General features: G+C 62.4%; 18 protein-coding genes. 10 read left to right on the top strand and 8 right to left on the bottom strand.

What is annotated here, in order from left to right:
- Nucleotides 1-446 precede the first annotated feature (446 nt).
- The 5 genes from FHR97_RS10635 (at nucleotide 447) to FHR97_RS10655 (ending at nucleotide 3,700) form a co-directional block, all read left to right on the top strand.
- On the top strand, nucleotides 447-1,733 hold the full coding sequence (locus FHR97_RS10635) for an MFS transporter (RefSeq protein ID WP_183383784.1): 1,287 nt from the start codon (nucleotides 447-449) through the stop codon (nucleotides 1,731-1,733).
- A 111-nt stretch (nucleotides 1,734-1,844) separates the two neighbouring features.
- Complete coding sequence (locus FHR97_RS10640; RefSeq protein WP_246403936.1) at nucleotides 1,845-2,072, top strand: DUF6429 family protein; 228 nt, start codon at nucleotides 1,845-1,847, stop codon at nucleotides 2,070-2,072.
- A gap of 237 nt (nucleotides 2,073-2,309) precedes the next feature.
- Nucleotides 2,310-2,654 carry a DUF427 domain-containing protein gene (locus FHR97_RS10645; RefSeq protein WP_183383785.1) on the top strand — a complete coding sequence of 115 codons (345 nt, stop codon included), beginning with the start codon at nucleotides 2,310-2,312 and terminating at the stop codon, nucleotides 2,652-2,654.
- 400 nt (nucleotides 2,655-3,054) lie between these two features.
- Complete coding sequence (locus FHR97_RS10650) at nucleotides 3,055-3,345, top strand: nucleotidyltransferase family protein (protein ID WP_183383786.1); 291 nt, start codon at nucleotides 3,055-3,057, stop codon at nucleotides 3,343-3,345.
- A complete protein-coding gene (locus FHR97_RS10655; protein ID WP_343065589.1) occupies nucleotides 3,338-3,700 on the top strand; it encodes a HepT-like ribonuclease domain-containing protein in 363 nt (120 codons plus the stop codon). Before FHR97_RS10650 ends, FHR97_RS10655 begins: the two co-directional genes overlap by 8 nt.
- Before the next feature lie 110 nt (nucleotides 3,701-3,810).
- Here the strand turns inward: FHR97_RS10655 and FHR97_RS10660 are convergent, their stop codons facing one another.
- The 4 genes from FHR97_RS10660 to FHR97_RS10675 form a co-directional block, all read right to left on the bottom strand.
- Nucleotides 3,811-4,350, bottom strand: coding sequence for a YgjV family protein (locus FHR97_RS10660; protein ID WP_183383788.1), 540 nt, complete (start codon nucleotides 4,348-4,350; stop codon nucleotides 3,811-3,813).
- 222 nt (nucleotides 4,351-4,572) lie between these two features.
- Entirely contained in the window at nucleotides 4,573-5,568 is a 996-nt protein-coding gene (locus FHR97_RS10665) for an ion transporter (RefSeq protein WP_183383789.1), read from the bottom strand.
- A gap of 87 nt (nucleotides 5,569-5,655) precedes the next feature.
- The gene (hmuQ, locus tag FHR97_RS10670; protein WP_183383790.1) at nucleotides 5,656-5,973 is read right to left on the bottom strand and encodes a heme-degrading protein HmuQ; all 318 of its coding nucleotides are present in this window, start codon (nucleotides 5,971-5,973) and stop codon (nucleotides 5,656-5,658) included.
- Nucleotides 5,974-6,109: 136 nt separating this feature from the next.
- Nucleotides 6,110-6,766 carry a 5'-methylthioadenosine/S-adenosylhomocysteine nucleosidase gene (locus FHR97_RS10675; protein WP_183383791.1) on the bottom strand — a complete coding sequence of 219 codons (657 nt, stop codon included), beginning with the start codon at nucleotides 6,764-6,766 and terminating at the stop codon, nucleotides 6,110-6,112.
- Nucleotides 6,767-7,310: 544 nt separating this feature from the next.
- Between FHR97_RS10675 and FHR97_RS10680 the strand changes: the two genes are divergently transcribed.
- The 5 genes from FHR97_RS10680 (at nucleotide 7,311) to FHR97_RS10700 (ending at nucleotide 14,993) form a co-directional block, all read left to right on the top strand.
- On the top strand, nucleotides 7,311-8,981 hold the full coding sequence (locus FHR97_RS10680) for a GMC oxidoreductase (RefSeq protein ID WP_221187769.1): 1,671 nt from the start codon (nucleotides 7,311-7,313) through the stop codon (nucleotides 8,979-8,981).
- A 204-nt stretch (nucleotides 8,982-9,185) separates the two neighbouring features.
- Nucleotides 9,186-9,527: a DUF427 domain-containing protein gene (locus tag FHR97_RS10685; RefSeq protein WP_183383793.1), complete on the top strand. Its 342-nt coding sequence runs from the start codon at nucleotides 9,186-9,188 to the stop codon at nucleotides 9,525-9,527.
- Between the two features lie 653 nt (nucleotides 9,528-10,180).
- Nucleotides 10,181-11,758: an RNA-directed DNA polymerase gene (locus FHR97_RS10690; protein ID WP_183383794.1), complete on the top strand. Its 1,578-nt coding sequence runs from the start codon at nucleotides 10,181-10,183 to the stop codon at nucleotides 11,756-11,758.
- Nucleotides 11,759-11,864: 106 nt separating this feature from the next.
- Entirely contained in the window at nucleotides 11,865-14,051 is a 2,187-nt protein-coding gene (locus FHR97_RS10695) for an ATP-binding protein (protein ID WP_183383795.1), read from the top strand.
- 138 nt (nucleotides 14,052-14,189) lie between these two features.
- Entirely contained in the window at nucleotides 14,190-14,993 is an 804-nt protein-coding gene (locus FHR97_RS10700; RefSeq protein ID WP_183383796.1) for a PKD domain-containing protein, read from the top strand.
- A 133-nt stretch (nucleotides 14,994-15,126) separates the two neighbouring features.
- On the opposite strand, the gene recD is transcribed toward FHR97_RS10700, so the two are convergent.
- The 4 genes from recD to dgt all read right to left on the bottom strand — a co-directional run bounded on the left by recD (nucleotide 15,127) and on the right by dgt (nucleotide 26,699).
- Complete coding sequence (recD, locus tag FHR97_RS10705; protein WP_183383797.1) at nucleotides 15,127-17,343, bottom strand: exodeoxyribonuclease V subunit alpha; 2,217 nt, start codon at nucleotides 17,341-17,343, stop codon at nucleotides 15,127-15,129.
- A complete protein-coding gene (recB, locus tag FHR97_RS10710; RefSeq protein WP_183383798.1) occupies nucleotides 17,340-21,272 on the bottom strand; it encodes an exodeoxyribonuclease V subunit beta in 3,933 nt (1,310 codons plus the stop codon). The genes recD and recB overlap by 4 nt, the downstream gene beginning before the upstream one ends.
- Nucleotides 21,269-24,985, bottom strand: coding sequence for an exodeoxyribonuclease V subunit gamma (recC, locus tag FHR97_RS10715; protein WP_183383799.1), 3,717 nt, complete (start codon nucleotides 24,983-24,985; stop codon nucleotides 21,269-21,271). Before recC ends, recB begins: the two co-directional genes overlap by 4 nt.
- A 190-nt stretch (nucleotides 24,986-25,175) precedes the next feature.
- Nucleotides 25,176-26,699 (bottom strand): dGTPase, encoded by a 1,524-nt coding sequence (gene dgt, locus FHR97_RS10720; RefSeq protein WP_183383800.1) that lies wholly within the window; start codon nucleotides 26,697-26,699, stop codon nucleotides 25,176-25,178.
- Nucleotides 26,700-26,708: the final 9 nt, after the last annotated feature.

Raw genomic sequence — 26,708 nt, forward strand, 5'->3', positions numbered from 1 at the left:
GGCTTGGGCTTGGCCTCGAGCCGATCGGTGTCCTGCTCTCGCTCGATGCGCGTATCAACTGCGGCGCCCCGGGCGCGCGCCTTCAGCTTGTCCACCTCGGCCTGCAACTCATCCAGCTTGGCGCGCAGCTTCTGCTGGAGGCATGCCTGTCGCTCATGGGGAGACTCCTTGCCGTCTGTCGGTATAAGGCCGCGATACTCCCGCACGCCACCACCGGGGTAGAACGGCTCGTCCATCACCTGGCAGGCGACAGAAGGCCCAGGGCGATCTATCGTTGGCTCATGCCGAGGTCGGATAGGCCGTGCCCCTGATACCGTGTCGGCGGGGGCGCATGGTGATCAAGGACCATCGCGATATCGAGCCGGGAGGGGCGTCCATCGCTCGGCAGGGCGGGGCCTGGAAGCGCAATGGGCCGGAATCTTCGGAATTCGTCTGGCGGAGGTGCCATGAAGTCTCTCTCGAGTACAGGGTTCGCGATCTTCGGGGCAGCGCTGGTCGCGATCAGTTACGGACTCGCCCGCTTCGCCTTCGGGCTTTTCGTGCCCCCTATCCGCGACGAGCTGGAACTCACGCCGTACGTGATCGGCATCATCGGCGCGCTGCCGCTGATCAGCTTCCTGCTGGCCACGGCGGTCGCGCCCCTGATCACGGATCATCTCGGCGCCCGAAACACGGCGGTGCTGTCCGGGGCGTTCGGCGTCGGCGGCCTGGCGCTGATCAGCCAGGCCTTCGACGCGCTAACGCTCGGCGCGGGGGTGTTCGCCTGCGGGATCTGCACCGGGCTGATGATGCCGGCACTCACGGCGGCCATGCAGGCGATGGTGAAACGCTCGCTGCACGGGCGTGTCAGCTCGGTCATGAACGCGGGGACCAGCATCGGCGTGATCGTTGCCGTGCCGACGGTGCTGTTCCTTGCCGGCGCCTGGCGGTTCGCCTATCTCTCCTTCGCCGTGCTGGCGGGCCTCGGCGTGATCGCCGCCTGGCTCTTCCTGCCCTCGGTCTCACGGATCGTGCCGTCGAACGCCGCGCCGCCGCCCCCCGTCAGCGAACTGCCGTGGTCGCGTCTCGTCAGGCTCTCGCTGTTTGCCTACGTGATGGGCTTCGTCTCTTCCGCGTACTGGATCTTCGCGCCCGACCTGGTGGTCACCCTCGGCGGCCTGCCGGCCGGCGCCACCGGCTGGCTGTGGCTCGCGGTGGGCATCGCCGGCCTCGGCGGCGCGGTGGTGGCCGACCTGGCCGACCGCAACAACCCGCCCATCACGCATGCCCTGATGCTGATGATGCTGGCCGCGAGCCTGGCATTGCTCGCGGCCAGCCCCGCTCAGACGGTGCTGGCCGCCTTTTCCGCGCTGGTCTTCGGCCTCGCCTACATGAGCCTGACGGGGCTCTATCTGATGACCGGCATCCGCCTGTTGCCGGGCCGACTGTCGATGGGGCCGGTACTGCCCTTCATGGCGGTATCGCTCGGGCAGGCGACCGGCTCGCCCGTCGTCGGCGGGCTGGTGAATGGCTTCGGTTACGCCGATGCGTTTGCCATGTTCGCCGCGCTCGGCATCCTGGCGTCCATCCTGTCGCCCCTTTACCCGGGCCATATCGAGCATGGGGCCGAGGAGGAAGCCGAGGAAGATGCCGGCCTCCAGGCGGCCTACGACCACCAACTCCAGAACGAGGAGGGCGAGCCACTGGAAGAGCCCGCCGCTGGGGAAGCCGAGAAGCCTGCAGTCCACCCGTAAGGGCGTCACCGGCGGAGGAAGAGTCGGGGACAGGTCCCGGTGAATCCCTCATCCGCCTCGACGCGGCCATCGAGGATGCATTGGAGCGGGAGGTCTACGTGGATGAGATCAATGATGGAACTCGGTGAGGAGCGAATCGGCGATGCCGTCCTGGCGCTGCTCTACCTGAATCTTCATGAAGGGCAACGGGCATGGAAGTCACTGAACTGGGCGGCAATGGAACGGCTCCATGAGAAAGGGCTGATATCCGATCCGGTCGGCAGGGCCAGGTCTGTGGCGTTCTCCGAAGCAGGGCTGAAGGAGTCCGAGCGTCTTTGTCGGCGATTGTTTGCGCGGTGAGGGGGAGTGATCTCGACTATTCGGTAAGCTCGGAGGGGGTGGAGGTGCAGTGCCCTCCGGGATGGCAGACAAGCAGCAACCGCGAGACGATCTCCGAGTCGGCCGGCGGCCAGGCGGTATGTGGCGATCGCCGCCGAATCGTCCATCGCGCTGACATGGCCAAGGTCCAGATCTCAGTGACAGCCCCCGCCATGCCCCCTAAGCTGGCGGAAGTGCCAGCCACGCCAGGAGGCCGACATGGCCGATCATAGCGATACCTCGCACATCACCCTCCACCCGCATGATCGCCGGGTGAGGATCTTTCACGGCGATACCCTGATCGCCGACACCCGAAACGCCATCGAACTGCGCGAGCGCGGCTATCCACACCGGCAATACCTGCCCAGAGAGGATGTGGACATGTCGAAACTCTCGGTGTCGTCCACCGTGACCCACTGCCCCTTCAAGGGCGATACCACCTACTACTCGCTCGTCGATAACGTCGATGTGGCCTGGAGTTATGACCAGCCGATCGAAGAGATGAAGGATCTTGCCGGGAGGCTGGCGTTCGATGCCGACAAGGTCGTGGAAAGGGTGGCGTGACGTCGGCTTTCGAGCCACCGTGGCTACATCGGCAGATGCTGCCGGCACGATAAGCCGATGGCAGAGCGCGCTGTCGAGTTCACCGATGCCCAATGAGGCCCTGCACAAGGAGCGGATCGAGCCGTTACGGCGCTTGCGTCCTCAGAAGCCTTCTCACCAGCCCGCCTTGGCCGCTGATCGCCCCGCTGCCCGGCGAACCGCAAGACGATCGCCGAGCTGGCCGGCGGCCAGGGCCATGTGGCGAGCTAATCCGATTTCCTGGTCGAGCGCGGCTTCGAGATGTAGCGGTAGGGCGTCAAGGTCCCGCTGGGGATTGCCTCTACCCCATGCTAGGCTGATCGATGCAAGGCCAAATGGATCGATTCTCTGGAGGCTTGATGCTGGTGAGAGGTACCGGAAGATGAACAGAACCAGGGCCCTGCAACTGCTGCGAGACCACATGTCGACCCTGGCCAGCGAATATGGGGTCAGGTCATTGGCGCTCTTCGGCTCCATGTCCCGCGACGAGGCTCGAGACGACAGTGATATCGATATCCTGGTGAGTTTCGACGGTCCGGCGACCTCGGCCCGCTATTTCGGGGTGCAGTTCTACCTGGAGGATCTGCTGGGTCATCCCGTGGATCTGGTGACCGACAAGGCGCTTCGCTCCGAGCTCAGGCCCTATGTCGAGCGTGAGGCGCTGCGTGTCTGAGTCTCGCCCCCAGCGCGAATGGCGCTTCTATATCGATGACATGATCGGCTTCGCCGAGAAGGTCCTGTCCTACACGGAAGGCCTGGATCAGGATAGCTTCCTTGCCCATGATCTTACCTACGACGCCACGCTGCGTAACCTCGAACTAATCGGCGAAGCGGCAACCCGCATTCCAGATGCTGTCCGTCAGCAGTATTCGGAAATTCCCTGGCGGATGATCATTGCTACCCGGAATCGCCTGATCCATGCCTATTTGGGGATCGACGACGATACAGTGTGGAGCATCATCCAAGACAACATCCCCCAACTGCTGGAGCAACTGAGCGGAATCAAAAGCCAGCAGGCAAGCGAGTAGCGGCCATGATTGGCGTCTCGTACGGAGGTATCGGGACACGAGTAATCGGGGACGTCCCCCTATCGGCCCACCGCGGCTTCGCGATGAAGTGAGCGCGCCGCGCGCCTGGCTCAGGACGCGGCGCCCTCGAACGCCTCGGGGTAGCGCCGCTTCGCCCGCAGCAGGCGCCAGATGGTGATGACGTTGGTGATCACCACCAGCGCCTCGGCCAGCGAGCCGCCCACGGCCCCCGCCAGCAGGTGGCTGAACAGCCAGGCCACCGCCGCCAGCCCCAGCATCACCCGCATGGGGATGCCGCGCAGCAGGAACATGCCCACCGTGCCCAGCACCATGGCCACCACCGCGGGCAGGTCCGCCCAGCCCTGCCAGGTGGCCAGCGCGGCCACGCCGCTGGCCGCCAGCACGCCGGCCATCACCGCCTTGCTGCCCGGGTAGCGGCGGGCCAGGGCGATGCGGGCGATCACCAGCACGGTCAGCGCCGCCGCGGTCCAGCTCTGCAGGAACAGGAACTGCAGGGCGAAGGCGACGTTGGCCGAGATCAGCAGCACCAGCAGGCGCTCGTCCTGCTTGCTGGCGAAGGCGGCGATACACAGCAGCAGGGCGGCCAGGCCGAAGACCTGGCCGGCGAGGGCGGTGGGACTCTCCAGCATCGGGCATCCTCTCGAGTGAGCAGACGCCCAGCATAGCCGCTCCGACGGCGGTTGACGCAAGTCGCCGCTGCCGCGCAGCTTGGCGGGACCCCACAGCGCAGAAGAGCGACGACGAAGGCGGCTGCCCCATCAGCGCGGTGATCATCGACAACGCCACCCGGCGCCACCCGCTGATCTGCCCATTCGGACAGACGCCGATTCTCCTTGGCGCCGGCGGTGGGCTCATTCGTACTTGTGCTGCCAGCCCTTCACCGCGATCTGCTCCTTGAGCAACTCCAGCATGTCCACCAGCACCTGCTCGGTGATCTGTTCGGTCTGGCGATCGGTGCGCAGCCAGGCATCGAAGCCGCTCTCGGCCAGGTGCTCCACCAGCGCGGAGAACTCCGCCGACCTCAGGCCTTCCAGGGCCTCGTCGACCAGGTGGCAGGCCAGGTCGGAGAGCGAGGCCTCGAGCCCCCGGGCCAGCTGGCTGCCCAGCGGCAGGCGCCCAAGCCGGCGAATCTCCGGACTCTCCGCCAGGGTGCGGCCGACCAGCCCGCGCACGTAGCGCAGGGTGTCGTCGCGGTTGTGGGCATAGGCGTCGCCCGCCATGGCCTCCAGGCGCTGGCTGATCTCGTGGATCAGCGCCTGCTTGCGGGGCCGCACCACCCGCTCCATCAGCGGGGTGGACAGCCCGTCGCCGGCGCGGATCTCGTGCTGGACGTTGTCGAGCATGCGGATGGCGATGCGGTCGGTGAGCTCCTCCAGCAGGATGTCGTAGTACTTGGCGACCACGCTGTAGAGGTACCAGCGGCGCACGTCGATCAGGCCCATGCGCTGCAGGCGGTGCAGCAGCGAGATGACGCGCAGGATACGCAGCAGCCGGAAGCCGCCCAGCGGGATGCAGCCGAGCACGTCGTACCAGTGCACGAAGGGGTAGAAGAACCAGCGGTGGTAATGCCGCTCGGCGATGGCCACCGCCCAGCCCAGCAGCACGTCGAGCAGGAAGATGGCCACGAACGCCAGGTCGATGGCGATGAAGTTCGCATGGATATGCCGGTCGTAGGCGGAGTGCAGGCCGGGGGCCACGGCCTCGAAGGCGGCGTTCAGCGGGGGCAGCAGGAAGAGGCTGTCGAACAGCAGCAGGGCCAGGTTGGCGATCACCAGCACGATGATGAGCAGATCCCACACCAGGTGGGCCCGCTCCAGGGCGGGCGAGGTCGTGCGGGTGGTGGGCATGGCGCCTCCTTGAGCTCTATGCCGGAAAGGCCCTTCCCAGCCTGGAACGTCGGCGCGCCGTCGGCACCTCGAGCGCGCTGCCCCTCTCTACGCGACCGTCTGGATGACCTCGAAACCCTCGAACTTCGGCGGGCCCAGGTACAGCCCCTCGCGACGGCTCTGGCCGGCATTGGCGTGGGCGGCGCGGAACGCCTCGGAATGTGTCCAGGCCTCGAAGTCCTCGCGCGAGCGCCAGACGGTATGGGAGGCGTAGAGGACGTGATCCTCCTCCTCGGGGCCGCGCAGCATGTGGAACTCGACGAAGCCGGGCAGGCCCTGCAGGTGCGTTTCGCGCTCCAGCCAGATCTGCTCGAACTCCTCGACTCTCTCGGGATTGACCCGGAAACGGTTCATGGCGATGAACATGGTGGGGCTCCTTGTCGTCAGCGGCGAAGGGGGTTTGGGGACGATGACACCTTCGCCGGTGGTGGGCAAGGCCACGGCAGGCCGCCGCGCGGCGCGCTGCTACGCATCGGCAACCGGCCAGTAGCGGCGCGGTGCCTTAGCGCTGCAACAGGCCCTGGCCGATCGCATCATCGAGGCGGTCGACGGCGGCGGCGAGCTTCTCGTCGATGACGTGGAGATACTCCGTCCAGTCGTCGACGTGGTGCAGCTCCGCCTTGCCGTCCGAGATGCCGCGCAGCACGACGAGTGGCACCGCAAAGCGCGTGCAGGCGCGCAGGCAGGCATAGCTCTCCATGTCCACCATGTCGGCGGCGATGGCGGCATAGGCCGCGCCCGAGACGATATTGGCGCCGGTCGAGAGCGTCGCCTCGCGGATCCCGGGAATGCGCAGCGGCAGCGGGAGGATCGCCGGCAGGTCGAGAAAGGGCGTGACGCCTTTCTCGAAGCCCAGCGGCGAGGCGTCCATGTCGCGGTAGGCGACCGAGGTCGCCTGATAGACCTCGGTCTGCTCCAGCGCCCGGCTGCCCGCCGAGCCCAGCGACACCACCAGGTCCGGCAGGCGCTCGCGCGCCTCGAGGGCGGCCAGCGCGGCAGTCAGTTCGACGGCCGCCTCGACGGGCCCCACGCCGGTCATGAAGGGTTCGAAACGCCTCTTGAGATGCGGGCCGTATTCGGCGTCGGCCGCCATCACGAAGAGAACGGAGCGGCCACCCAGATCCGTCAGCGGCGCCTTGGCGCGATGTCCTGCCCTCATCCTTCGATCCTCCCTCGGCTCATGGCCGCCTTCATCGTGCTCAAGGGCGTGTGAATGGGTAGGGGCAGGAATAGCGGGAAAATAGCCAGACAGCAAGAACGCACAAGGTCGACGAAGCTCTCCATCGAAGTCGACGACCTCGAGGCGGCGCTGGCGCGCCTCGAGGAGGCAAACGTGCCCACCGAGTACGGCCCCGTCAACTCGATGCGCCAAAGTACGGGAAAACTCGTACTTCAGTGCTAGGCTGAATCTCAGAACACCATAATGATACCGCCAGTGCGCAGGGAGCCACCATGGCAACGGATTCCCCCGACCCCGTGTCGATCTGCACCCGCACGATCGCCGGGGGCGGGTAATATCCGGCGACTCCCTACATCCCGGCAGCATGCAAGGGTGAGTGACCGAGAGCGCGCCATTTCAGGCCTCTCGGAGAATGGCAATCACCAAAGCGTAGGGAGTGACCATGGGTACCGCAGCAGCGAGTCAAAACCTTCAATATGGTTTTCCGACCCCCGGACCTCAGGATCCCACCGGGCAACGGGTCATGGACCATGTCTTTTTCTTGTCCCATGCCGAGTGGAAAGCCGCCCGAGAGGAGAATGCTTATGACTATGTGGTGGTGGGGACCGGCTTTTGCGCCCTGGCGTTTGCCCAGCGCGTCCTGGAAGCCAATCCTCACAGCCGCATCCTGATGATCGAGCGCGGCGCCTTTTTCCTTCCGGAACACTTCCAGAATCTTCCCTTGCCCTTCAAGGACACCCTGGGGGGACTCTCCGAAACCTTCCCCTGGACCCTGTCCGCCACCACGGCCCTGGGAAAGGATGGCCCGGTTCGCTGGCAGCACGGCATGGTGCCGTTCTTCGGTGGTCGCTCCACGCTGTGGAGCGCCTGGTGTCCGCGGCCGAACGGTGACGAGCTGGCGGGTTGGCCGCAGGCCACCATCGAGGCCGCCCGGCGTAACTTCGAGACGGCCGAAGCCCTGCTGCGCGTGCAGAAGGCCGACCAGATCGACCTGGAGCGCAGCACGGAAGAGCTACGCGTCATCGGGAAGACTCGGCCCGTGTATGGTCCCCTGCAGCGGTGCATCCAGTCGCTGCTGCGAGAAAACGGCGCGAGTGTCGACGGCATCTACCGGACCCAGGCGGCGCCCCTGGCCTCCGCCGCGGAAAACGTCAACGGCATCGACTTCCAGAAGTATTCCACACCGGGCGATATCCTGGCGTTGGCCGACAGGCAGGCCAAGCTGCATGCCGCCGGTAAGGGCGCCAGGCTGGATATTGTCTCCGATTGCACGGTCGACAAGATCCAGCAACAGGAGATCGACGGGGCTCGCCAGGCCACCGCCCTGGAAACCTCCCGAGGCGTGCTGCCCCTGGGAGCGGCGCAGCTGATCCTGGCCATGGGCACCCTGCCGCCCACCACCCTGCTGCGTAATTCCTTCCCGGATACCCGGACGCTCGGTGAACGCTTTTCCGCGCACTTCATCAGTTCCATTGTCGCGCGGGTGCCCAAGTCGTCACTGGACCCGCAAGGGCAATTTGGCGACCTGGAGCTGAGTGCCTGTTACGTTGCCGGGGTGGCCGACGACAGCTACGAACAGCAATTCCATATTCAGCTCTCGTCGTTGTGGGATGTGAACCCGGCGAAGAACGCGGGCACGGCATTACGCTACATGCCGGATGTGGTGGCCACCGCATCGCAGGTCCAGCTTCAGACTTCCGAGGGCTATGTGGTGTTCGTCTGCGCGGTGCTGGGGGAGCTGGACTACGACAATCCGGGTTCCTGGTTCCTGCGTAATCACCAGGACGGCAATGTCACCACCAACTCGTTGCTGCAGGTCAGGGAAAACGCCCGGGATTATCGGACCTGGGACGCTATGGATGAGGCCACCTTCGGTATCCTCGAAGAGGTCCTGTCGCCGGAGGGCGTCGCTCGGGTGGAGTACTGGCTTGGCGCCCCGGACAAGGGGGAATGGAGTGCCGAACGTCCCGGCCGGCAGCAGCGACGGGTCGATGCCCTGGTTCATGAAAGCTCCACCCTGTATCTGGGGGAAGAGGAGTCCGCCCCCGTGGATCTGAACTATCGCTTCCGGGGCAGCAACAACGTGTATGTAACGGGCGGTGGACTGTGGCCACGCGGTGGTTCCTGGAACCCGACGATGACCATGGTGGCCCTGGCCCAGGACCTGGCGGATAAACTGGAAGGCGCGAAATAGCCTGGCTTCCATTCCATCACCCTGCGACCGGCAGCGCCGAGACGGCGACGCGGCGCTGCTGTTCACGCCCGGCCTGATGCCATGAGCTTTCTCACCTCATGGCGTCCACGACCAAGGGCGAAGGCGACATCGCTTCGGATCGAGTGACAGCCTTGCACCTTTTTCCTGATCTTACTGAGACGCCGACCAGCAAGGGGGCTGTCGATGGCCGACCAGACTGCATCCCGCATCACTTTTCATCCGCACAACCGCCGGGTGCGTGTTCATCACGGCGATATCCTGATCGCCGATACTCGTAACGCCATCGAACTGCGCGAGCACTGCTATCCACATCGGCAATATGTCCCTCAAGCGGTTGTGGATATGTCGAAGCTCTCGGTCTCCTCCACCATGACCCCTTGCCCGTTCAAAGGTGATACCACTTATTACTCATTATCCGATATCGCTGATGTAGCCTGGAGCTATGAGCGGCCGATTGATGAGATGCAGGCGATCGCCGGGCGGTTGGCTTTCGATGCTAGCAAGGTGACGGAGCAGGTGGAATGAAGCACCAGTGGTGGACAGTGCCGATTTTCGTAAGAGCGCAGCTAGCTGCGCGATGGGGCGGGGGCCGGAAAATACAGCCAACACTTTTATTCGTGTTATGTTGCCTAGTCATACGGAATGTTGAGATTTTTCATGGAGTTGTGGTCAGTTTGGCGCGCTCGTTTATTGACTTGAATGTGCCGGCAGGTTCAAGTCAATAAACGTGCCGCCTGTCTAATACCTGTTAGTTTAAATTTGAATAATCGGGAGATGAAAATGATAGATACATTGATCAGCACAATTCGAGATAGAAAGGAAATTGAATTTACATACAGCGGCCTAGATCGAATTGGACAGCCAGCCGCGGTAGGGGTATCGACATCTGGGAATGAGGTGCTGCGTATATACCAAACTGTAGGCGGCCATATTCATCCTAATCATGAGTGGGACCTGTGCTACGTATCCGACTTATCTAACGTCAGAGTTACAGACAATACTTTTTCATTTGATCCACCTGGATATAGGAGGGGGGATAGAGGGATGTCGAGAATCTACGAAGAACTATAGTTAATGAACTAACAAGTTGCTGTTGTCGCCGCTGTGCGGCTGGGACCTTCGTTCCGCTGCGCTTCACTTCGGCCCCAAAGCAAAGCGTTAGCCATTTGGGAGAGAGAATGCTTACACTTCAAAAAGGAAGTCTGAATTGGGCTCTTAAACATGCTCTCAATTTTGGCGATACAGACGTATTTCCGGTACCTTTCGAGTACCAAGCGTTGGATCTTGATTGGCAGTCCGTTCGTCCAGAGTTAGATTCAGTAAATGTTTTGGAATGGCCTACTCGTCCCCCTAGAACGCTCTTATCACCTAAAGCGAAATTTGGTTTTAGAGCTATTACACAGCTGGATCCGATAGATTTTTTAATATTTTCCTCTCTAGTTTACGACATTTCGGGTGATTTAGAGGAAAGGCGAATCCCTATTCAAAGCGAAGTTGTCTATTCGTATCGCGTGCAAACCAACGTTGAAGGTCAATTGTTCAACCCAAGTATAGGGTACAGGCAGTTTATAGAGCAATGCCAAACGAAGCTTGTTGGTGACACAGATGGAATTTATGTGGCAACTACTGATATTTCGGACTTTTATTCACGCATCTATCACCATCGACTCGAAAATGCACTTCGTGCTGCTACAACCAAAACTTCCCACGTGAATGCGATTATGGGGCTTTTATCCGGTTGGAACGGTACGGAGACCTTTGGGATACCGGTGGGGTGTGCTCCATCAAGACTTCTTGCTGAGATCACGCTATCCGATGTGGACGAAGCGTTATTAGCAAATGGAGTCGACTTTATTCGTTTTAATGACGACTACCGGATTTTTGCGTCTTCTGAGGCCGAAGCATACAAACACATCGCATTTCTTGCTGAGATCCTTTTTCGAAATCACGGATTATCACTGCAGCCCCAAAAAACTGGGATATTCACGGCTGATTCCTTCATAAGAAACTTTTTATCAACCCCGCTCGATCGCGAAATGGATTCATTGCATGAGCGTTTCCAGGAGCTTATTGAGGATCTGGGGTTAGAGTCTTGGTACGAAGAAATAGATTACGATGATTTGTCCCCTGAGCAACAAGAGATTGTTGATACCTTAAACTTGGTAGAGCTATTCCGCGAAGAGCTGGATAAAGCAGAGCCAGATTTGCCGGTAATCAAATTCTGCTTACGGCGCCTAGGGCAGTTGGGGGATGATGGCGTCGTCGATGATATTTTTGAAAATCTTGAATCATTGACTCCTGTATTTTCGGAAATTATCAACTACTTAAAAAGTCTCCGGTATTTACATAGTGACAGGCGCTCCCAGTTGGGGGCTCGCCTTTTAGACCTCCTTGAGGATTCGATAGTAAGTGAGCTGGCCTACCACAGAATGTGGATTCTGGATGTATTCACCTCGACCCGCGAGTGGGACAATGAAGGCCGGTTTGTGGCCCTGTATAATACCGAGCTTCACCAAGCAGGGCGCAGGAAATTGATACTCGCTATGGGAAGAGCACAACAGACTCATTGGTTTCAATTTCAATGGAGATCGCTCTTCGATCACCCTCATTGGCAAAGGCGTGCGGTATTGGCAGCTGCGAGCTGCATGCCTGGTGACGCAAGAAGGCACTGGTATCGCTCGGTCGAACCACAGTTGGATTTACTCGAGAAAGCGGTCGTTAAGTGGGCAAAGCAGAACCCATTTTCACAGGGCTAACAATTCGCGTCACGCGGACACACTAAGACGCACTAAAGTGTGCCGGTGCGCTCTGGCGTTATAGGGGTGGGTACCTGACTCTTTGATAACTAAAGGTAGTATGCTAATGGACGAACTTAAGGTGCAACTCTCAAATTGTTATGGGATCTCATCATTTGAAGGAGCGTTTGATTTTAGAAGCAACCAAAACAAGGCCAAGGCATGCGCTATATATGCTCCAAATGGACTAATGAAAACGTCATTCGCTAAAACGTTTGAAAAATTGTCTAAAGGAGAGAAGCCACAAGAAGAGCGGTTTGGCCGTCAAACGGATTGTATTGTTGAAGCTGACGGCGTCGGGATTCACGAGGAAGAAGTATATGTTCTTAAGGCTGAAGTTGATATTGGTTCGGACACTGATGAAGTAACAAATATTTTGGTTGATGAGGAATATAAATCAAGATATGATTCATTGGTTAAAGAGTTGACGCAAATTAAATCTAAGCTAATATCTGCGCTTCAAAAGAAATCAAAAGTAAAGAAGACGGAAGTAGAAGATAAGCTGGCCCAAGATTTCGGAGGCGATGACTTTATTCATTGCATTAAGCTAGCCAGCGAGGTTGCCATTAATGATGATCTAAGCAACTTCTTCTATGGAGAGGTTTTTGACCCTAAAGCATCAGGAATTATCGAGAGTCCAGAGTTTATCGATAAAGCTGAGGAGTTTAATAGCAGGTATCAAGAGTTATTTGATAAGGAAGGAACAATATATAAAAGAGGTGTTTTTAATCCGATTAAAGCGGATAGCGCGTTTTCGGTCCTACATAAGAATGGCTTTTTTGATGCCGGTCATAAGGTGCATCTGTCAGGAGACGAAGAGTCAGTTAGTCACGAGCAGATTCAGGGAAAGATAGAAGCTATTCATCATTCCATTGATAGCGATAGTGAGTTAAAGAAAATACGAGAATCTCTTGCAAGAAATGCACAAACACAAGCATATGCCGACCTTTTTGAGAAACTGTCTTCAGAAGAAGTTGAATATCTTCTAATTAAGATAATGAAGGAAAGGCAGAAAGAGTTTAAGAAAGAGCTGTGGGGGTATTATGTTCAGAATTGCTCGGAAACCGCCAGCCTCATTTCTGCCTACGAGGAAAATAAAGATGAAATAGAGGAAATTGAGGCGATAGCAGCCATGGAAGCGCCAAATTGGGCCAAAGCGATAGAGCTTTTCAACGATAGATTTGTTGATATGCCATTTACGTTGTCTCTTTTTAATAAGGCTGAAGCTTCGCTAGGGAAGGAAAAGGCCAATTTAAAGTTCACATTTAAAGATGGGGAGGATCAGGTAGATTGCACAAGAAGTCAAGTTAAAGCACTTAGCCAAGGTGAAAGGCGCGCACTTTACCTACTGAATTTTATTTTTGATGTGGAAGATAGGAAACGTTTACAGAAGGAAACCCTATTCGTCATTGATGATGCGGCAGACTCGTTTGACTATAAGAACAAGCATGCAATTGTTCAGTATCTAGAAGACCTTTCTGATAAAAGTTACTTTTCTCAAATTATCCTTACTCATAACTTCGACTTTTTCAGAGCATTAGCAAATAACTTTGTTCACAGAGATCGCTGCATGATGGCTAGCCGAAATCAAGGCGGTATGGTTCTTTCAAAGGCTGAAGGGATAAAGAATTATTTTGTTAATGTCTGGAAGAGAAAGGTTAACAATGATGATTTTGTGCTTTGTGCCACGGTGCCTTTTACGAGAAATATTGTTGAATATACAAAAGGCGAAGACGACGGCGACTATTTACAGCTAACAAGTTTATTGCACTGGAAAAGTGATACTTCACAGATGACGGTTGGAGGTTATTTGTCTATTTATAATAGAGTTTTTGGAACGGAACACCCAGATGATAGAGGAAAGTTGTTTATTGAACTGCTCTTTGAGAAAGCGGATGAGATATCAGACAGAGATGTACATGACGGCCTTAATTTAGAGGACAAGGTTCTCCTATCAATGGCTATTAGGTTGAAGGCGGAGATTTTCATTACGGATGAACTGAGAGTGATAAAGGGGGATGCCGATTTTTGGTGTCAATCCAAAAATCAGTTTGGGGTTCTTGTTAAACAATACTTGGCTGAGCAACCCGCGGGAGATGCAGTCAGAAGCTTGGAAAAAGTCAGTGTTACTGTTAGCTCTAATATTCATCTTAATTCGTTTATGTATGAGCCGATATTAGATCTCACTATTGATCACTTGATTGAGCTGTATGATGAAATTAAAGGTTTGCCTAGTTCCGCGGGCTGCCTATAACCAGGCCAAGCACAGCGACAGCTTTTTCGTTGCGGCTTCGCCTCCACTACAAAGCTGCGCGTGTTGGGAGCGTTACAAAGTTGGTGCGCGTGGCAGACAAGCCGCCACGTCATAGTTCCAAGTTGGGAGGTGGACCATATGTGGCATTTGTTGAAGCATCCCCTTCTTGTGGCGGTTATCGGTGGCTTGGTTGGATCACTGTCAACCTGGATCACATTCAAGAACACGCCACCAGTTGCCACGATTATTCCGGAAAACGTTGAAGTGGGTGCCGCCGAGAGCGTCACATTTGATGCGAAGAAATCTCACGATCCAGATGGAAGCATCGTTTCTACCGGTTGGCTGGTGAGTGGTCACGACCCCAAGGAAGCGACATCCATTGCAGCGTGTACACCAGGAGCCACAGGCTACCAACTGATTTGCCGTTTCGTTGCTCCGGGGACGCACTCGGTCGGATTTTCCGTAACAGACAATGACGACACAACAGCGAATACGTCAACACGTGTAACGGTGAATGTGCCTGGCGGATATATCGGGGTGGTACTTCAGTTTGGATCTAATGCCGATACGACAGCCTTGGAGAAGGCGTTCAACTATGGAGTGGATTGGACAGAAGTTCAAGCATTGCTAGGTGGGCGACTCATTGTGCTTCGTAACGCTGACACTGGTCAGCCTGTGTTGGCAAACGCGTACCAACGTTCGATAGAAAAGGCTAGAGAGTATGCTGAAAATGCCAGACAGCCGCAGGGGCTGAGAATATTGGCAAGTCTACCTCAACGTGCCGCCGATAAGGTCGCATCTGATTTGCAGGAAATAGGAGTGTCGGCGCATTTCGTCCGGCTGCCGGCAGGAGAGATTATGCCGTCGCTCCATGCAGGCCTTGCAAATTCATCGTTTGTTACGCTTGAGAGTCCCCAACAGCTAACGGAATACTACGAATGACTATTTGTAACAAGTCGCTGCAGCGCGAAGCGGTTTCCGAGCGGCTGAGCTTCATTGTTATGGCAGACTGAACGTTCGCTCCTTGGCCGAAAGAAGGGCGCTACCGCAGTTTGAATAAGGGAGCCGATGGTTCTCAATTCCCCAACCCACTCACCCGCATCACCTCCCTCGTCACCGCTTCATCCAGCATTCCGCGGCCGGTTTCCACCACGGTGAGCCAGTCCCTCGCGCGGGTGATGCCGGTGTAGACCAGCTCCCGGGTGAGGATGGGGTTGGGGGCATCGGGGAGCAGCAGGGCAGTGTGGGTGAACTCCGAGCCCTGGGACTTGTGCACCGTCATGGCGAAGACGGTCTCCACCGCCTGCAGGCGGCTGGGCAGCACCCACTTGATGCGGCCGCTGCCGTCGCTGGCGGGGAAGGCGACGCGCAGCAGCTTTCTCCCCGGCGCTCGGGCGTCGGGCAGCGCCAGGGTGATGCCGATATCGCCGTTCATCAGCCCCAGGCCGTAGTCGTTGCGGGTGACCAGCACCGGGCGGCCCTCGAACCAGCCCTGTTCCAGCTCCAGGTCGCTGGCCTGGAGCCAGCCGGCGCGGCGCAGGGCGCGGCCGATGTGCGGGTTGAGCCCTTCGATGCCCCAGGGGCCCTTGCGGAGCGCGCAGAGCAGCTGGAACTGGCAGTGGGCCTCGAGCACGGCGCGGGCCCAGTCGTCAAAGGGTTGGCGGTCCTCGCCTTCGCCGAAGCTCGTCTCGGTGGGGCGCCGGGTGCGCAGCACCTCCAGGTAGTGGCGATAGCCGAGCGGTGGGACGATAGGGTCGCCGCGCCGGTCGGTGCGGCCCTGGCCGCCGTCGACGAAGCCGGCCGGGTGACCCTCCACCACGAGCTTGTCCAGGGCCGGTTCGTCGGCCTCATTCAGGCGCAAGCGGGCCAGGTCGGCGTAGGCCTTCTCGAACACCTCGCGCACGGCGCGGCGCTTCTCCTTGGCCGTATGGCCACCATCCAGCGGCCGGTTGACCGCCTCGGCGAGCCGGCCGATGCCGCTGGCGGCATCGAAGCGGTGGCTGACCCGCAGCATGGCGATGGCCTGGTCCAGTGGCTGGCCCTGCGCGTCATGGTATTGCGTGGGCAGCGGCGTGCCGGTGGCGGCCTCCAGCCAGTCGGCGGTCCGGGGCGTGTAGTGGCCGCCCTCGGCGCGCTGGCAGAGGTCGCCGAGCACGGCGCCGGCCTCCACCGAGGCGAGCTGGTCCTTGTCGCCGAGCAGCACCAGCCGGGCGCGGGAGGGCAGGGCGGTGAGCACCGCCGCCATCATCTCGATATCCACCATGGAGGCTTCGTCGATCACCAGCACGTCCAGCGTCAATGGGTTACCGGCGTGGTGGCGGAAGTGGCGGGTATCCGGGCGCGAGCCGAGCAGCCGATGCAGGGTGGTCACCTCGGTGGGGATGGCCTCGCGCAGGGTCGGGATATCCACACCCTGTTGGCCCACGGCGCCGGCCAGCTCCACCAGCGAGAGGCCCTTGACCTGCCCGGCGATGGAGTCGTTGAGGCGCGCGGCGGCCTTGCCGGTGGGGGCGGCCAGGCGAATGCGCAGCGGGCGTGCGCTGGGCGGGTCGGCGCGGCCCAGCGCCAGGGCCTGGAGCAGGGCGAGCAGCTTGACCACGGTGGTGGTCTTGCCGGTGCCGGGGCCGCCGGTGATCACCGCGAAGGGCGAGCGCGCGGCCAGGGCACAGGCGGCCTTCTGCCAGTCGAGGGTGGCCGTGGTGGGGAAGAGGGCGTCGAGGGCGGTGGCCAGGGTGGCGGCGTCATCGGCAGGGGTATCCAGCCGGGCGGTGATGCGGGCGCGGATCTCCTGCTCGTACTGCCAGTAGCGGCGCAGGTAGAGGCGGGGGCCTTGGTGTTGATGACCAGGCGCGGTGGCGCCGCGCACCAGCGGGGTGTGGCCGGGGGCGCCCTGCGCGCCGTCGGCGACCAGACCGGGGTGAGTGAGCGCTTCCTGCCAGGCGTCCAGGGTCAGGCCGCCGAGCACCTCGCTGGGCAGCGGCGGCGGGTCGCTGAGGTCGTCGCCCTCCGGCGGCAGCGAGAGGGCCAGGTCGGGGGCCTCCAGGGTCGCCGCCAGGTCGAGGCAGACATGGCCACGGCCCAGCTGGTGGCTGGCCAGGGCCGCGGCGAGCAGCAGCGGCGCCGGGGCGTCGGGCACCTCGCGGTGCAGGAACACCGCCAGGGCGCGGTCCAGGGCACGTAGCCAGCCGCGCGCCACCCAGCGCTCGAGCAGGGCGAGCAGCGCCGCCGTGTCCCCCAGGGCGGGGTGGGGCTGCTCGGGGACATCCGGCAGATCGTCGAACAGGTCCTTCATGCCGGCGCCTCCGCGTGCTGAGTGGTCGCCGTCGGCTCCTGGCCCTGGAAGAGCGCGTCCAGCGTCTCGATCAGCGCCCGCGGCGGGCGTTCGGCGTGGACGCCGCGGCCGTCGGTGGCCGTGGCGGGGCCGACCCCGCGCAGGAAGACGGTCAGCGAGCCGCCGATATGGCGGTCGTAGTCGTAGTCCGGCAGGCGCGCCTTGAGCAGCCGATGCAGCGCCAGCAGGTAGAGGGCGGCCTGCAGGTCGTAGCGCTTCTCGGCCATGGCACCACGCATGGCCGCCGGGGTGTAGGCGTCGTCGTCCGGCCCCAGGTGGTTGGATTTCCAGTCGAGCACGTAGTAGCGCCCTCGATGTTCGAAGACCAGGTCGATGAAGCCCTTGAGCATGCCGTTGAGGGTGTCGGTATCGAGCGCCGGCCGCGCGGCGCCGGCGAGGGTGTAAGCGCTCACCGGGGCGTCCAGCGCCCGGGTCGAGACGCGGTGCGCGGCGAACCAGAACTCCATCTCCACCTGGTAGGCGCCGAGCTCGCCGAGCCGCATCGCCCCGGCGTCGGGCAGTGGCAGCGGGGTTTCCAGCAGCCCGCCCAGCCAGCCGTCCAGCGACTCGAGCCAGGCGGTCCAGCCGCGCAGCTGGGTGCGGCGGGCCAGCATGTCCTCGCGCAGGGCGGCGTCCTCGCCGGCGCGGGCGAAGCCGTGCTGGCCGGCCCACTCCAGCAGGCCGTGGAGAAAAGTGCCGGGCCCGGGGCCGCGCGGGAAGCGGTGCATGGAACGATCTGCGCTCGGCCATACGGCGTTGATATCTCGCTCGAAATGCTCATTTACTGGCTTGTAAACTCCGCTTTCTCGCGAGATATCGCCTTGTCTGGCCATCGCTCGATGGCGTTCCAAATCTGGCTCCGTCCTATCTCTAGTTTCGTCCATCACCTCGAAGGCGGTGGCCTCCAGCGGCGTGGTGGGCTCGGGGAGGGTGATTGCCTCCCGGGCGCTCGCGGGTGAGTGAGTGCTTGCCGGGGCGCCAGCCGGTGCCTGAGCCTCCAGGGGCCGGGGCTCGAGGATGGCGCCGCTGGTGCGCAGCGCCGAGTAGCTGGCGATCCACCACTGCTCCCGGGCCGGGCGGCCTGGCACCCGGGCCTCGCCCAGCGCTTCGGTTGCTTCCGCCGGGGTGAAGAGCTCGGCGGTGGCGGGGGGCGCCGGCTGGAGGGCGATGGCGGGCTCATCCCCCCTGAGGGCGGCCAGGGCCTCGCCGAGCGCCTCCGGGGCGATCGGTTCGCCGTTGCTCAGCAGCTGGCCCAAGGCGCCGGCTTCCAGCCCCTTGAGCGGGGCGATGCCCAGCCAGGTGGCGTGGCGGGCGCGGGTCAGCGCCACATAGAGCTTGCGCAGGTCCTCGCCCAGGCGTTCGCGGTCGGCGATGGCCAGGGTCGCATCACTGGCGGTGAGGCTCAGGCGCAGCCGTCCCTCGCCGTCGTGCCAGCGCAGCGGCGAGTCGTCGGCCTTGGTGGCGCGGTGGTTGCCGATGAAGGGCAGGAACACCAGCGGGTACTCCAGCCCCTTGGACTTGTGGATGGTGATCACCTGCACCAGGTCGGCGTCGCTCTCCAGGCGCAGCTTGTGGGCCTCGCCCTGGTCGTCGGGGGCGGCGATGGCCTCGGCGAGGAAGCGGATCAGCGCATGCTCGCCGTCGAGCTCCTGGCTGGCGTGCTGCAGCAGCTCGCCCAGATGCAGCAGGTCGGTGAGGTAGCGCTCGCCCTCGCTGGCGGGGCCGGCGGCCAGCAGCCGGCCGGGCACCTCGAAGTCGCTCATCAGCCGGCGCACCAGCGGCAGCACGCCCTGGCGCTGCCACAGGCGGTGGTAGTCGCGGAACTGCAGCACCCGCGCCTCCCAGGCCAGCTCGTCCTGCTGCAGGTGGTCGAGGGCGGCCAGGTCGAGCCCCAGGCTGGGGGTGGCCAGGGCCGCGCGCAGCAGGCGCTCGTCCTCGGGATCGGCGCAGGCGCGCAGCCAGGCATCGAGCTCGACGGCCATGGGCGAGGCGAACACCTTGTCCTTGTCGGAGAGGTAGACGCTCTTCACCCCGCGCCGGGCCAGGGCGCGGCGGATCTCGCGGGCCTCATTGATGCCGTTGACCAGCACCGCCATATCCGAGGGCGCCAGTGCCTGGAGGGTCTCGCCATCGCTGAAGCCCGCCTCGCCGTGCCGGCCCCGCTCCAGCAGGGCGACCATCCGCGAGGCGCAGCGCTCGGCCATCTCGCCCATATAGGCGGTCTTGGAGAGCGCCTCGTCGGCCTCCAGTTGCCACAGGGTCATGGCCGGCTGGGGTTGGCCGTCGACGACCAGGGCATCCTTCCGGCCTTTCGCCTTGACTGGTGTGAAAGGCACCGGATTGCCGCCGTCGTCCTGCTTGAACAGGAAGGCCCCGGGCGGGTGGGCCTCGGCGAAGGCGAAGCAGCGGTTCACCGCGGCGACCATGGTCGCGCTGGAGCGGTAGTTGGTGCCCAGGGTGACGTGGCGGCCCGCGGTGTCGCGGCGCGCCTGCAGGTAGGTGTGGATATCGGCGCCGCGGAAGGCGTAGATCGCCTGCTTGGGGTCGCCGATCAGGAAGACACCGGTCTCGCGGGCGTTGTCGGCCAGGCGGTAGACCCGGTCGAAGATGCGGTACTGCACCGGGTCGGTGTCCTGGAACTCGTCGACCAGGGCCACCGGGAACTGCTGGCGAATCCGTGCGGCCAGGGCCTCGGCGCTGGTGCCCGCGAGCGCTCGGTCGAGATGGCTGAGCAGGTCGTTGGGGCCCATCTCGGCGCGGCGCTCCTGCTCGCGCTCCAGGCGCGCCCGGCACCACTGCACGGCGTGGATCAGCAGGTCGGCGCGGGGCTCGGGCAGGGCGTCCAGTGCCTCGGGCAGCGCGGCCAGGGTCTCCCAGGCCTCCGGCACGGGCGGCGTGCCTTCCTTCCAGATCTCGGCCATGCCTTCTGGGGTGAGGCGCTTCCAGGCGGCGTCGGTGAGCGCCGGGCGCGTCTCTTCACCTTGGCACCAGTCGCGCAGCGCGCCCAGCCAGTTGGAGCGGCTTCGGGCATTGAAGCTCTGCCCCTTGAAGGCCTTGCGCTTGGCGGCGTCCTCCAGGGCCGGCACCAGCTCGTCGAGCCAGGCGGCCCAGGGCGCCTTGAGCTCAGCGAGGCGGGCGTCGCGCTCGGCCCGGGCGGCGGCCAGGGTCTCGGCGGGGGGCGGGGCGCTGTGGCTAAGCGCGTCGCTTTCCGGCAGCAGCTTGCGCACGGCGGCATAGAGCGAGCGCCGGCCCTCGGTGGGGGCCTCCCAGTACTGGGTGATCTCGGCCAGCGCCGCGGCGTCCAGCGGGTAGTAGAAGCTGCGCCAGTAGTCGCGCACCACCTCCTGCTCGAGCTCGCCCTGGTCGGTCTCCAGCTCCAGCGAGAAGAGGCTGCCGCTGTCGAAGGCGTGCTCGCGCAGCATACGGTAGCACCAGCTGTGGATGGTGGAGACGGCGGCCTCGTCCATCCACTCGGCGGCCAGCTGCAGGCGGCGGGCGCAGGCGGGCCAGCCGGCCGGGTCGTACTGGTCGCGCAGGGCGACCAGTAGCGGGTCGAATTGGGGGCAGACCCCGATTTCTCCGAAATCGGGGGCTGTCCCCAATTCCCCCACCGATTGGAAGACCTCGGCGGCCTCGACCAGCCGGGCGCGAATCCGCTCGCGCAGTTCCTGGGTGGCGGCGTTGGTGAAGGTCACCACCAGGATCTCCGGCGGGGTCAGGGGACGCGCAAAGGCCGTCTCGTCCTCGGCGTGGCGGGCGCCGAGCACCAGGCGCACGTAGAGCAGGGCGATGGTGAAGGTCTTGCCGGTGCCGGCACTGGCCTCGATCAGGCGGCTGCCGTGCAGCGGAAACGTCAGCGGATCGAGCTCGACGGGCTGGGCGTCGCTCATTGGCCATCTCCCCCGTTTTTATCCCCTTTAAGGGCCAGGTAGAGCGGTGCCAGCAGCCGCTCGGTCAGCGTGGCGAAGTCGAGGCGCTCACCATCATCGGCCGGCGCAGCGGCCATCAGGGCGGCGAAGTCGGGCCAGCGGTGGGCCAGGTAGGGGTTGCGCTCGACCTCGCCGGCCACGAAGCCGTCGCCCTCGTAGGCCTTGCGGGCGGCCTGCCAGGCGTCGCTGGCGGGGCCATTGCTGGCGATCGAGCCGTCGTGCCGGTCGACCTTGCCGAGCCAGGCGAAGGCGGCCTCGACGGCCAGTGGCAGTGGCTCGCGCATGCCGGCCTGCCAGGCGCCGATCAGCTCGCCGAGGCGCTGCCGGGCGGTGTCGGCCTCCAGCGGCGGCAGGGTAACGTGGCCGGCCTTGGAGAGCAGTTCGGTGGTCAGCGGGGCCTCGAGGTTGCCGGCCAGGTGGGCGACCCAGGGGCGCACCAGCTGGGCCCAGCGGTACTGGGGCCGGCCGCGGCCCTGGCTGATCAGGCTGCTGCTGAGCAGCAGCAGACGGCAGCGCCGGCCCGCGTCGTCCACGCGCAGCTGGTCCAGCCAGTCCTCCAGCGGCGGGGCGTTGCGGGTGGGCAGTTCGAGACGCACCGGCTCGGGCTCTTCCACCGGCTGGGGCCAGGCATCGAGCGCCTGACGATAGGCCTCGAACAGCGCCTCCATGGGCTCGGCAAGGCTCTCGCGCATGCGCTCGGCGAAGGCGCCCATGGCCAGCACGCCCTGGCCCTCGAGGCGCATCAGGGTGTCGTGGAGCGCCGGCTCCCGAGGGCGGCCCTCGTCGATGGCGAGGCGCTGGGCCTGGATCAGGGCGTCCTGCAGCTGCCAGTGGGTCAGGCCGTCGAGGGTGAAGGGCTCGTGGTCGAGGCTGGTGACATCCTCGCGCTCGAGGAAGACCTTGAGCCGGGTAGTGAAGAAGGCCTTGGCCGGGTCGCGCAGGAAGCCGCCGAGCTGGGCCAGGGTCAGCGGGTTTTCCTGCTCGAAAGGAAGGAGAGGAGGCGTGACGCTTTGAAGGCGTTCGAGTCCTTCTTCTGCCCCCGTTGGATGCACATCACGCCACTCATGGGCGTAGGTGAACAGACGCTTGGCGGCGACGTCCCGGGCGGCCTGTTCCGCCGGGGTGGGGAAGTAGGCGCGGCTGAACGGCTGCAGCGGGTGCTCGGTGGTCAGCGCCACGAGCAGCTTTCCATCCTGAACGTCGCCATCCACGGTATGCCAGCCGGCGGCCAGGTGGTCGCGCAGCTGGCCGACCAGCACCGAGGGCGGCTTCTCGGCGTTGTCGACGATGCTGCGGCCCACCCAGCTGACATAGAGCTGGCGGCGCGCCGAGAGCAGCGCCTCGAGGAACAGGTAGCGGTCGTCCTCGCGGCGCGAGCGGTCGCCGGGGCGGTAGTCGCCGTGCATCAGGTCGATGTCCAGCGGCGGCTGGTGGCGCGGGTAGTCGCCGTCGTTCATGCCCAGCAGGCAGACCCGCCGGAAGGGAATGGCGCGCATCGGCATCAGGGTGGCGAAGTTGACCGCCCCGGCCAGGAAGCGCTGCGACAGGCTGTGCTCGTCGATCTGCGCCAGCCAGTGCTCGCGCACCACCGAGAGCGGTAGGTCGCGGGTCAGGCCGGCCTCCCGGGCGCTCTCCTGGAACTCCTGCAGGCCCTGCTCGAGGCGCGCCAGCATCAGGCTGTCGTCGGCCTCCTCGGCGCTGAAGCAGGCCTCCAGCAGCTCGCGCAGTACCGCCACCCAGCCCTCCACGTCATGCGACTCGCGCAGTCGTTGCCACTGGGCCTCGAGGGTTTCCAGCAGCTGCGCCAATGGGCCGGCCAGGCCCGCCTCCAGGCCGCCGATATCGTCGAAGGGCTCGATGCCCTGCCAGGCACCGCCACTGTTGCCCACCGCGTAGCCGAGCAGCAGCCGGCGCAGGCCGAAGGCCCAGGTGTTCTGGGTGAGGCCCTCGGGCAGGTCGAGGCTGCCGCGCTGGCGGGCGTCGAGCCCCCAGCGGATGCCGGCGCCCTCGATCCAGCGGGCCAACGTCGGCAGGTCCTCCTCGGCGAGGCCGAAGCGGGCGCGCAGCGCCGGCACCTCCAGCAGGTCGAGCAGGTCGCTCACCGCGAAGCGCAGCTCCGGCAGGCGCACGAGCTTCTCCAGCGCCACCAGCAGCGGCTGGCGGTGGCGGTCGGCCTGGTCGGAGAGGGTGAAGGGGATGTAGCGCGGGTCGTCGCTGGCGTGCTGCCCGCGCTCGTATTGACCGAAGACGGCCTGGATATGCGGGGCGTAGTGGTCGATGTCCGGCACCATGACGATGATGTCCCGGGGCCTGAGCTCCGGGTCATCGCTGAAGGCGGCGAGCAGCTGGTCGTGGAGGATCTCCACCTCGCGCTGGGGGCCGTGGGCGACGTGGAAGACGATGGAGTCATCGCGGGTCGGGTCCACCGCCGGCCAGGTGTCGCGGGTCTCGGCCAGCGGGCGCAGGGCGCGGATGTCGTCCTGCAGCTGCTGCAGCAGCAGGCCCGGAGAGTCGTCGGGCACGCAGGGCTCGAAGAGGTCGATGCGCAGCGCCTCGCGTTCGAACAGCCCCTCGTAGCGTTGGCTGTCGTCGTGCTCGTCGAGCAGGCGCAGGTAGTCGCGGCCCTGCTTGCCCCAGGCGGCCAGCAGCGGCTGGGCGTGGAGGTGCAGGGCCTCCTCGCCGTCGCCGTCGCCCAGCACGTCGAGGCGTTCGGGCATGCCGGCCTTGCGCCGCTGGCGCCGGCGCTCGGCCCTCAGCAGCTCCTTGTGCTCGATGATATCGGCCCAGTAGTGCTCGCAGGGGTTGTGCACGCAGAGCAGCACCTGGCTGACCCGGGCGATGGCGGCCAGCGCCTCCAGGGCCTGGCGGGGCAGCGAGGAGATGCCGAACACCACCACCCGGCGCGGCAGATCACGGGGCCGATTCTCCAGCGTGAGCGACTCGGCGGCCTCGAGGAAGCGCCGATGCACCCGGGCGCGGCTGGAGTCGATGTCGGCCGCGCCCTGGGCGGCATCCACGTCGGCGCATGGCGCCCGCCGCTGTTCCGCCACATCGTGGCATATGGCACGCCATAGCGCGGGCTGCCAGCGCTGGGCCTCGTCCAGCGGCCGGGCCTCGCCGCGGGCGGAGATCAGCACGTCCTCGCCCGCCGCCCAGGCGTCCAGCCAGTCGGCGCGATAGACCTGGTACTGGTCGAAGAGATCGGCGAGGCGTTCGGCGAGCTGGTGATGCTTGCGCAGGTCGGCGTCGTCTTCCAGAAAGCGCGCCAGGGGGGCGAAGGCCGGCTGATCGAGCAACCCCGGCAGCAGGCGCAGCAGCCGCCACACCAGCCGCGACTTGTCGAAGGGCGAGGTGGCCGGCACCGCATCAACGTCGCCCTCGGCATGCTCCAGCACCGCCCGGTAGGCCTGCCACAGGAAGCGCGCCGGCAGGGTGACGTCGAGCGCCGCGGCGATGCCCGCGCCGCCCTGGGCGGGATCCTCGGCCAGGGCGAGCTTCAGCCACTGGCCGATGCCGTTGCTCTGCACCAGGATCGTCTCGTTCTCCAGGGGGCCGAGCGGATGGCGCTTCATCCACTCCACCGCCAGGCCGCGCAGGGCCTCCAGGCGATTGCCGTGGATGACCATGAAGCCGGGAGAGAGAGCATCCTCATGGGGTTGAGCGAGAACCGGCATTGGCTGACCTTGGTGGAAACATCTTTCGCTATGGTGCCCGAAAGCGCTTCCTGACGCACACTTCGACTGCGCCGTTACCATCACGCAATGTAAGTGTCGAGATTGGGCTTATAAGCCTGAAGTCAACCTCCTCGTGTCAGGTGGACGTCCTGCTGCTGCTCGAACTCAGAGCTGGCCTTGATAGTAGCGCCTACTGGTAGTGACTGGCCACGGTTAACGTCTTGTATTCATCGTACGCGAATTGATCGGTCATTCCACTGACGAAATCCTGGATTAGACGACAACGGTAATAAAACTCCCAAAGCTCCTCGTCTGCTTTTCCTTCTGTCTTTTCAGCCGCGAGGCGGTAGGCCTTGACATGTCGCTCGGCCAGGCGTCCTGCGAGTCGTTTGAGATGGGGTGATGCGTGTTTTTCTTGATCCAATATCCCTTTGAAGTCTCTAGCGTTGCATTTTAGGAGTGGGGAATATATGCCGATAAGCCCGTAAATAATACGGTAGCCCTGCAGTTCTAGAGTTTCGACTTCTCGATCGCAAAAGACTTTCTTCCTTGCGACTCGTTTTAGCGATTCAATGGTCTGTGCATAAGGGCTGTCGTCCTCCATGAGCGCTTCATCAAAATCTCCAGAGTAGATGTCCTCTATGTTAGAGGTGAAGCGATGAGAGGCATGCTGAACAAGTGAGTGTATAAGGTTGACTCTCAGCCAGAGAAAGAACTCGTTGTTTTTGTTGATAGGTTCTTCCTGCGCTCTCTTGTCGGCATAATTGACTATGTCTTGGAAGCTTTGTGTTCCAGATCCTGGTGTGGTGAAACACTTTTCTTTGATGTCGCCAATCGAACTGAACTCATCTTCGAGAAGCTCCTTGAGCTGCTTGATGTCCAATATTCCCTTTTCTACGGCATCTTCGATGTCGGCAAGGCCATAAGAGATATCGTCCGCAGCTTCCATGATCCAAGTGGCGGGGTGGCGGGAGCCTGGCTGCATTCCCAGCGTGTGCCACAGGTCATGTATGAAGCCTTCTTCAGACAGGTAGAATCCAGGTTTCTTTCTTAGATAGGCGCCATCGGTTCCCTTGTCTGGTTTAGGCTGATGAGCAGGGCGTACGTATTTGAGTAAGCAGGCAGTCTGGGTGTAGGTAAGATTCAAGGTCAACAGATGAGTGACGAGTCGAATAGCCTGTGCATTTCCTTCGAAGTTCTGCAAGTCATGCAGCATCTTCTTCTCGAGCTCTGAGTCAATTTCTTGAGTGTCGATGAATTTATTGAAAGAAGTGAGTTTGTCCAAAAACCAGGAGTTGATGGCATGTTCGCCGAGATGGCCAAAGGGCGGGTTGCCGATATCATGAATCAAGCAGGCCATTTCAACGATGCTTTCTAGGACGCGCTCAAGATCATGGAGGCCATATTGTTCCGTTGGGCCTTCCTTGTCTAGTTTCTTGAAAATGGTGCGAGTGATGAAGCGGCCCGTCTGTTGAACTTCGAGAGAGTGGGTGAGGCGGCTGCGTACAGTGGCATTTCTCTCTAGAGGGAAAACCTGGGTCTTCTGTTGAAGCCTACGTATTGCAGGAGAGTTGATTATCCTGCCTCGGTCGCTTTCGAGCTGTCCTGTCAAATATTCAAGATAATTTTTGGACTCCCATGGCTCGTCATTATTCTGGCGTGAGTAGGGCCTTTGTGCTGTGATTCTAGTCTTGAAGTTGATAATTCCCTTCATTTGAACATC

The organism is Halomonas stenophila, from assembly GCF_014192275.1.
Lineage (GTDB): Bacteria > Pseudomonadota > Gammaproteobacteria > Pseudomonadales > Halomonadaceae > Halomonas > Halomonas stenophila.

Bases quoted from the DNA above. Each gene is read 5' to 3' on its own strand.
- recD (WP_183383797.1), bottom strand. From the start codon at position 17,343: ATGAAGGACCTGTTCGACGATCTGCCGGATGTCCCCGAGCAGCCCCAC.
- FHR97_RS10690 (WP_183383794.1), top strand. From the start codon at position 10,181: ATGCTTACACTTCAAAAAGGAAGTCTGAATTGGGCTCTTAAACATGCT.
- FHR97_RS10650 (WP_183383786.1), top strand. From the start codon at position 3,055: ATGAACAGAACCAGGGCCCTGCAACTGCTGCGAGACCACATGTCGACC.
- FHR97_RS10695 (WP_183383795.1), top strand. From the start codon at position 11,865: ATGGACGAACTTAAGGTGCAACTCTCAAATTGTTATGGGATCTCATCA.
- dgt (WP_183383800.1), bottom strand. From the start codon at position 26,699: ATGAAGGGAATTATCAACTTCAAGACTAGAATCACAGCACAAAGGCCC.
- recC (WP_183383799.1), bottom strand. From the start codon at position 24,985: ATGCCGGTTCTCGCTCAACCCCATGAGGATGCTCTCTCTCCCGGCTTC.
- FHR97_RS10660 (WP_183383788.1), bottom strand. From the start codon at position 4,350: ATGCTGGAGAGTCCCACCGCCCTCGCCGGCCAGGTCTTCGGCCTGGCC.
- hmuQ (WP_183383790.1), bottom strand. From the start codon at position 5,973: ATGTTCATCGCCATGAACCGTTTCCGGGTCAATCCCGAGAGAGTCGAG.
- FHR97_RS10640 (WP_246403936.1), top strand. From the start codon at position 1,845: ATGATGGAACTCGGTGAGGAGCGAATCGGCGATGCCGTCCTGGCGCTG.
- FHR97_RS10685 (WP_183383793.1), top strand. From the start codon at position 9,186: ATGGCCGACCAGACTGCATCCCGCATCACTTTTCATCCGCACAACCGC.
- FHR97_RS10700 (WP_183383796.1), top strand. From the start codon at position 14,190: ATGTGGCATTTGTTGAAGCATCCCCTTCTTGTGGCGGTTATCGGTGGC.
- FHR97_RS10635 (WP_183383784.1), top strand. From the start codon at position 447: ATGAAGTCTCTCTCGAGTACAGGGTTCGCGATCTTCGGGGCAGCGCTG.
- FHR97_RS10680 (WP_221187769.1), top strand. From the start codon at position 7,311: ATGGACCATGTCTTTTTCTTGTCCCATGCCGAGTGGAAAGCCGCCCGA.
- FHR97_RS10645 (WP_183383785.1), top strand. From the start codon at position 2,310: ATGGCCGATCATAGCGATACCTCGCACATCACCCTCCACCCGCATGAT.
- FHR97_RS10665 (WP_183383789.1), bottom strand. From the start codon at position 5,568: ATGCCCACCACCCGCACGACCTCGCCCGCCCTGGAGCGGGCCCACCTG.
- recB (WP_183383798.1), bottom strand. From the start codon at position 21,272: ATGAGCGACGCCCAGCCCGTCGAGCTCGATCCGCTGACGTTTCCGCTG.
- FHR97_RS10675 (WP_183383791.1), bottom strand. From the start codon at position 6,766: ATGAGGGCAGGACATCGCGCCAAGGCGCCGCTGACGGATCTGGGTGGC.